We start from the raw sequence: 8,427 nt of genomic DNA on the forward strand, positions 1-8,427 counted from the left end.
TGTGTGATTCTTCTCTTGCGTGAGAATGACAAACTTTATGGTGATTAGGTTTGTGGGTTTGAGTTTGTGGTGATTGGATTGTGGGATAGGGACGCAGATTTAATGGATTTAATGGATTTAATGGATTGATTTTGATTATGAGATGCTTCCTTGGGTCAGCATGACAAACTTTGTGGTGATTGGGTTGTGGGGTTTGGGTTTAGATTGTGGGATAGGCACGCAGATTTAATGGATTTGATGGATTGACTTTGATTGTGTGATTCTTCTCTTGCGTGAGAATGACAAACTTTATGGTGATTAGGTTTGTGGGTTTGAGTTTGTGGTGATTGGGTTGTGGGGTTTGGGTTTAGATTGTGGGATAGGCACGCAGATTTAATGGATTTGATGGATTGACTTTGATTGTGTGATTCTTCTCTTGCGTGAGAATGACAAACTTTGTGGTGATTGGTTTGTGGTAAATTATAAAGTCGTTTTACCATATTATAACTTTTTCTAGCTTTTTTGTGATTCATATGAAACCGTAAACAATAGCCTGAAAAACCGTAAAAAAAGGCATTTCAATTAGTTAGGTTTACACAAAAAATAATTTAACACTACAACTATGATTAAAAAGTATTTAAAAATGACAATGCTACTGCTGTTCTTTTTCAGCTTTTCCTTTTCATTTGGACAAACTGCAGGGATAAAAATTTCTTGGAACAAAGAAGTTGGCTGTCAAACGTATTCGCAAAGCGAGGATCCGAGAGACCCCAAAGAACCTCTTTTTTTAGAGGACATTTTAGACACCGAGTGTGTGAAAGTTTGTGAAAAAAGTTATGTAACTTACACATTAACCAACTTACCTGCTGGTAGCACCATAACATGGTCTGCAGTAGGTGGTACTATTTCGGGTAGCTCCACTAGTGCTACATGTAATGTATCTTGGGGAAACACTGGTAATGGAAATTTGGTTTTTAACATTATTACTCCAACTGGTAGTATTACAAAAACCATTTGCATTGAAAAAATCACATTACCCATTGCTGATTTTTCAATAATTCCGCAAAATCAAAATGGGGAGAACTATTTATATGGTTGTTTAAATCAAACCGTCTTTTTTACCAATTTATCGACAGCAAATAATGGTTCTGATTTAGTTTCGTATCATTGGAATTTTGGTGATGGTACAGCATCTGAACCTTCTATTTCTGCGGCTTTTCAGCCCTCACATGTTTACACAAACGAAGACACTTATAAAGTTTCTTTAACAGTAACTAACTCTTGTAATTGCAGCACTACCTATAGCCATGAAATAATTATTAAAGGAAAAGGTTTTGATATTTCTTGCCCTAGCGTTGTATGCGAAGGAGAAAAACAAACGTATTCCTTACCTTTTGAAGGTATGGAAGTGTGTAGAGAAAAATTCAATTGGTCTGTTATTGGTGGTGACATACTATCTGAAGCTGGCGGTAATGTTGAAGTTATTTGGAACAACGTAGATGCTTCAGGATTTGGTTATGTTACTTTTGATCCTAAAGATTGCAATTTACCTTGTTTAATCCCTACTACTATTAAAATTCCTGTTATTCAAAGTCAGGGTACTATATTAGGTGATGCAGAAGTTTGTTATGGAAACCAAGGGAGATACAAACTACCACAATGGCCTACTACAGATTTTCAGTGGGAAATAGTAGGCAATGTAGCTAACAACTTGGCAGAAGTTATTTTAACTGACCAAAGAAATGAAGTAATTATTACGCCACATGTTGATGGTGTTTTAACACTACGTGCTACTTACATGAATACTCTTTTAGAATGTGGAGGTGTTGCCGAATTTACGATTAATGTGACAAAACCTGTAATTTTTGAAGGTGACAATATTCTTTGTAAAGGTACAAATAGTAGCTTTAACACCCTTTCAGGCATCCTAACAAATTGGACACTAACTAACGCAGCTGGTACTGTTATTAGTACAGCAACAAATACTTCTGAATTTAATTATACTTATACTACTGTTGGAAATTATACTATTTCTGCCGGAAATTCAAGCAGTTCTTCTTGCCCAAGTATGCAAAAAAACATATCAGTACTTGCATTACCAAGTGCTCCAACTGCTGTTACTGGTGAACTAATTATTTGTCCTGATGCTCCTTATGTATATAGTATAAACAGTCCAGACCCAAATGCTAATTATATTTGGACAGTAACCAACGGAACTCCGCAAGGTTCTAACATTGGTAATCAAATAACAGTTATTTTCAATGACAACACTAACCCGTATGGTATTAGTGTAGTAAAACAATCTATAAATCCCGTGATTTGTTATTCCTTACCGTTAAACCTCACTATTACGAAAAAAGTAATACCTGCTATAATAAAAACGGCATCAAACACAGCAGTAATTAATGTTTGCGCTAACAGTACTTCGCAGTATAAAGCTTTTAACACAGTAACAAGTAGTGTTTATAACGAAGGAGAATCTTACACTTGGAGTATTATTCCTTCTACAGCGGGAAGTATCACTACAGGCCAAGGTACAAATGCCGTTTCTGTTTTATGGAATAATACCTCATCAATTGTTAATGCTACTTTACAATTAGTCATTAAAAAATGTACTATTACCCAATCCTTTATTTCGCCTTTACAAATTATTCCACCGCCACAAATTATCATTACAGCTAATGATTCTGTATGTAGTGGTACTCCTCTTACATTTACAGTAAGTAGTATTAACGGTGTATCATTAACAGGTGCAACTGTCACTTGGGATTTTAATGGTACTGTTGTTACAACTGGAGTTGGTGTGATAAGTGCTCCCTATACTTTTACAAATACAACTAATGCCAACAATGGTGTTATAGTTAGTGCGTATGTTACTGGCGCATCAGGTTGTTCAGTTAATTCTGCACCAGCAAATAAAAGTGTGACTATTTTACCAGCTCCTCCTGCTTCGTTATCATTAACTAGTAATAATGGGAATGTATTTTGTGACGTGAATGATATCGTTGTTACACTTACAGCAGCAACATCAGCTACGGGTGTGACTTATAAATGGTTTAAAGATGGAGCCGTTATTTCGGGTACAAATCCAGTATTAAATGTAGGTTCAGCCTTAGGTTTTGGTACTTATCATGTTAGAATAACAAATACAAATGAATGCTATACAGATTCTAATTCAATAAATATTGTACAAAACTGCGGATCACTTCCAGGCTGTACAATAAATCCTTATCCTACAGTGCAAAATAATGCTGTAAACAATTGTGGAATTATTACATTAACTGGTACAGCTTCACCTACACCGCTTTCTGCTAGTTGGGACATTTTCGGACCTGTGAATTATTCAAGTTATACGGGTTCCACCATTGTTCCTAATCGTGCGGGTGACTATAATATATTTTATAAACCTACTTATACATGTACTAATGGATTAACAGGAGCAGTAAGTGTACTTAAAAAAGTTACCATACCTTATATTGCTAATTTTGCTTATAAAACAACATGTGCAGGTAATAATACTTTTACGGTAACTTTTACTGATAAATCGGAGTTTTTTGAGCCAGTAGGAAACCGCTCGGTAATCTTTAGTTATAAATTGAGTAGTGCAAGCACTTTTACAAATGTAGTAGGTAACACCGTTACTTTGACAGCAGCTGGTAGTTACGATTTTAAAGTAACTATTAATGGTACTTTAGGAGTCAATGCGCAACCTACTTGCGAAAAAATAACACCTAATATTCTTATTAATGGTGTACCAAATAGAAGTATTACAATTAATGCTATTAACTGCCATGATACACCAGTGACTTTTAATTTTGGTTCACTACCATCAGGCGAAACTGTACTATGGGAATTAGACAATGCTACTGTAACAAGTACTGTAGCCACTCCAACTCGTGTTTTTGATGCGCCAGGTAATTATTGGGTTAAAGCCACCGTTACTAACAACATAGGATGTAGTAAGGAGTTTAAAATAAACATAACCATACCACCTGCTTGTTTTAGTGGGGTTTTAACCGCTACACCAAGCACGGCAACCGTATGTCAAGGACAAAGTGTAACTATTACATATACCGCACCTGTTAGCAATAATTGTCCGGTGAACCAATATGTTTGGATGAATGGTACTACAGCTGTTTTTCCTCCTGTAAATAGCAATACTCTTCAAGTTAGTATTCCTGGGTTTTATTGGTTAAAAATATATAGTGCCGGGGGTTGTGAATACAATACACCCAACCGCATTACTCCGGTATTTAAAACACCACCAAGTATAAAATTAAAAGGTGAAGGTACGCTTTGTGAAAATGGTACTTTAGTAGTGCAAGCCATTACTACCTCTACTACTATTAGTTGGTTTATTGATGGTTACAATGATGGTACAAACACGGGTTTAACACAAATTAATGTAAATGGTTTATCCATTGGTACGCACACCATAAGCGCTACAGTAACCCAAAACGGTTGTAGCAAAACTGCCACACATACCGTAATAGTATATGGAGCGCCCCCTACACCAACTGTTAGTTTTAACTTAGAAAGCTGTAACCCATATAAATACAAATTAACAGCTACAGTGCCAGGTAATGCATCTATTAATTGGAGCAATGGACAACCAAGCACGGTAACATTTGCAGGTGGAAATACCAGCAGTACCATTTATGTGACTGAAGGTGGACCTTACAGCGCTACAGCCACTATTGGAAATTGTAGCAGTACGGCTCAGTTAGATGTACCTAAAAACCCTGAAAATTTTATATGGATTTTTCCATCAGGTTGTTTTGACAACTGTAAAAATGATGTTGCCAATTTAATAGGCCCTCGTGCATCCTTTAAGTATTGGGCATGGAGTTTTGATAATGTAGTGGAACAATCTGGCAATGATACTTTTGTGGCGCCTTACCAAATACATCATTCGGGAGCCTATAACTTAACCCTTGTTAGTGATGAATGTAAGGTTACATCGGCTCCCTTACACTATACCGAACAAACATGTGATATTTGTAAGATTGCCAAAGGTAGTGGTGTAAAACGTATCATAGAAAATGAAGAAACGCCTTATTGCGATTTTAATGTATTGTTAAGTATTATAAGTGGTTATACTACTACTCAAAATTTTGTATTACTTAGTCCTAATCAAGATTTTGTGATTGTACCCTCTTCATTACCTCTGCTAGCAGGGCCTAATAATGCTTGGGTTCAAATAATACCGCTTAATGGTTTTTCTGGTGCTACTCAATTAATTTTGGAAACCACAATTAATGGTGAAATTTGCCAAACTATTATTCCTATTACTATTCCAAGTTGTGCTGTTAATAATAACAGTCGCACACAGGTAGCAGAAGAAACAATAGTTAGTACTGATAAAATAAGTTTGTATCCTAATCCAGCGAAAGAATTGGTTACCTTGCAATTTGCCAACGCAACCAAGAACGCCACTGTTACGGTATATAATTTATTAGGTACTAAAATGGATAGTTTTAGTACTACAGAGCAAACCGCTTACACTATTGACACCCGCCAATATAGTGCAGGTATGTATATTGTTGTGGTAGCAACCGCAAACGGCACCACCCAACAGTTTAAGTTGATAAAAGAATAAGTATTACATATATTAGCAAGGCAAACTAAGTTTGTCTTGCTTTTTTAAAATAAGAATTTATGAAATCGCCATGATACTATATCACAAACAGGAATGAAGAATGGCGATATCATATGACAAATAAAAAACAATAAATATACACATATGAAAAAAATTTACATTTCACTATTGCTTCTTGGCAGTATTAATACACATAGCCAATGTTTCACGAAAATAGAAAGTGGTAATTATCATTTAACTGCCCTAAAAAGCGATGGCACATTATGGGGCTGGGGATTTTCAAATTGGGGACAACTTAACAGTACTCCTATGTATCCATTTGCAGAACCAGTACCCTTACAATTAGATGCAGCTACCAATTGGCAAAGTATGGCAAATGGTGGAAATAATAGCTTTGCTATAAAAACGAATGGTACTTTGTGGGCTACTGGAGGGAATAATTACGGCACTTTAGGCATTAATTCTACTATACCTCAAATACAAATTTTTACCCAAGTAGGTACCGCAAACTGGAAAGCAATTTCTGCAAGTGGAGAACATGTTATTGGCATACAAACTAATGGTACTTTATGGGCATGGGGCAGAAATGATTATAATCAAGTGGGTAATAACACCTGTTGTAGCGATGTATTAGCCCCCGTACAAATTAGTACTGATACAGATTGGGCTACAATAGACACCAGTATTTGGGGCTATACCATAGCATTAAAAACCAATGGTACCCTTTGGGGTTGGGGTAAAAACGAAGGTGCATTTGGTGGTTCAATGACTACTAGTTTAGCTGTACCTACACAACTAAGTACCGATACCGATTGGGCAGAAATAAGCACTTTAGGCTCTCACATTCTTATGGTTAAAACCAATGGTACTCTATGGGTTTTTGGGGGGGGTGGCACAGGAGCACTAGGTTTAGGATCTGGTGTAACCACCACTTATATCCCTTTACAAGTAGGCACAGATAACTGGAAAAGTATAGCGGGAGGATTTTTTACCTCTTTTGCTGTAAAAACGGATGGTACTTTATGGGTGTGGGGAAGAAATGATGGAGGACAATTAGGTTTAGGAGATACCACAAATAGAAATATTCCTACGCAAATAGGTACTGATACCAATTGGACAAAGGTAATAACTGGTAGAGATCATACCATAGCGATAAAAAATGATGGTACTGCCTATGCTTGGGGATATAATAATTTTGCATCTACTACTCTTGGTACTTTTGTACCAGCTGAGAGTTACTACACTCCAATACTTTTACCTACTGCTATGAATGGCGTTTGTGCGGTTTTAGAAAATGAGGGTTTTAATATACCTACTAATGATATTATTCTTGCTCCCAACCCTACAAAAGAACTGACAACTTTAAAGTTTGCTACTATACCCGAAAACACAACTGTTACGGTGTATAATTTATTAGGTACTAAAATGGATAGTTTTAGTACGACAGAGCAAACCGCTTACACTATTGACACCCGCCAATATAGTGCAGGTATGTATATTGTTGTGGTAGCAACCATAAACGGAACCACCCAACAGTTTAAGTTGATAAAAGAATAAGTATTACATATATTAGCAAGGCAAACTAAGTTTGCCTTGCTTTTTTAAAATAAGAATTTATGAGAAAAATTTACATTTCACTAGTGCTTTTTAGCAGTATGTATAGTTTTAGCCAGTGTTTTACTTCCATAAATGGAAAAAGGCTCCATGTGACAGCCTTAAAAAATGACGGTACTTTATGGGGCTGGGGTAATAATAATAATAATGAACTTAATAATACAACTCCGTTTCCTTTTATTGAACAAACCCCTGTTCAATTAGGTACAGATACAAATTGGCAAAAATCAGCTAGTGGAACCAACAACACCTTTGCTATAAAAACTAATGGTACTTTATGGGCAAGAGGTGCAAATAGTTATGGTAGTTTAGGTATAGGAACAACAGCAATTTACAGCCCAGTTTTTGTGCATATAGGCACGGATAGCTGGAAAGAAATTTCTACAACTGGTTATCATACCGTTGGCATACAAACCAATGGAACCTTATGGGCATGGGGAAGAAATGATTATAATCAAGTGGGTAATAACACCTGTTGTAGCGATGTATTAGCCCCTGTACAAATTAGTACCGATACCGATTGGGCCAAAATAGAGACCTCGATAACAGGTTTTACACTAGCCATAAAAAACAATGGTACCCTTTGGGGCTGGGGTTTTAATGCTGGAGCCTTTGGCGGTTCTTTTACTACCAGTTTACCAGAACCTACACAACTAAGTACTGATACTGATTGGGCTGAAATAAGCTCTTTAGTTGGTCACATTTTACTTTTAAAAAACAATGGCTCTTTATGGGTTTTTGGGGGGGGCTCACATGGTTCTATGGGATTAGGCAATAATTCTACAACTACTTTTGTACCCTTACAATTAGGTACTGCTACATGGAAAAGTATTGGGGCTGGTATGTGGACTTCATTTGCCATAAAAACAGATGGCACTTTATGGGGATGGGGGTTAAATGAAGCTGGGGAATTAGGTTTAGGTGATACTACAAATAGAAATGTACCCACACAAATAGGTACCGATGCCAATTGGGTCAAGGTAATTTGTGGCGCAGATCATACCATAGCGATAAAAAATGATGGTACTGCCTATGCTTGGGGGTTAAATTATAATGCATCTACTACACTTGGCACTTATCAGCCCAGTGAAGGAACATATACTCCTATACTTTTACCTACTGCTATGAATGGCGTTTGTGCGGTTTTAGAAAATGAGCGTTTTAATATACCTACTAATGATATTATTCTTGCTCCCAACCCTACAAAAGAACTGACAACTTTAAAGTTTGCTACT

3 protein-coding genes are annotated in these 8,427 nt (G+C 36.5%); all 3 read left to right on the plus strand.

Translation table 11 applies throughout. The features are described 5' to 3' along the window. Positions 1–601: 601 nt before the first annotated feature. Positions 602–5,578, plus strand: coding sequence for a PKD domain-containing protein (locus G6N05_RS15220; RefSeq protein WP_166131751.1), 4,977 nt, complete (start codon positions 602–604; stop codon positions 5,576–5,578). A 144-nt stretch (positions 5,579–5,722) separates the two neighbouring features. Continuing rightward, a complete protein-coding gene (locus G6N05_RS15225; RefSeq protein WP_166131754.1) occupies positions 5,723–7,135 on the plus strand; it encodes a T9SS type A sorting domain-containing protein in 1,413 nt (470 codons plus the stop codon). A 59-nt stretch (positions 7,136–7,194) separates the two neighbouring features. Beyond that, a partial coding sequence (locus G6N05_RS15230) for an RCC1 domain-containing protein (protein WP_394351485.1) occupies positions 7,195–8,427 on the plus strand: 1,233 nt, incomplete at its 3' end.

This window comes from Flavobacterium bernardetii, assembly GCF_011305415.1.
Classification (GTDB): Bacteria; Bacteroidota; Bacteroidia; order Flavobacteriales; family Flavobacteriaceae; genus Flavobacterium; species Flavobacterium bernardetii.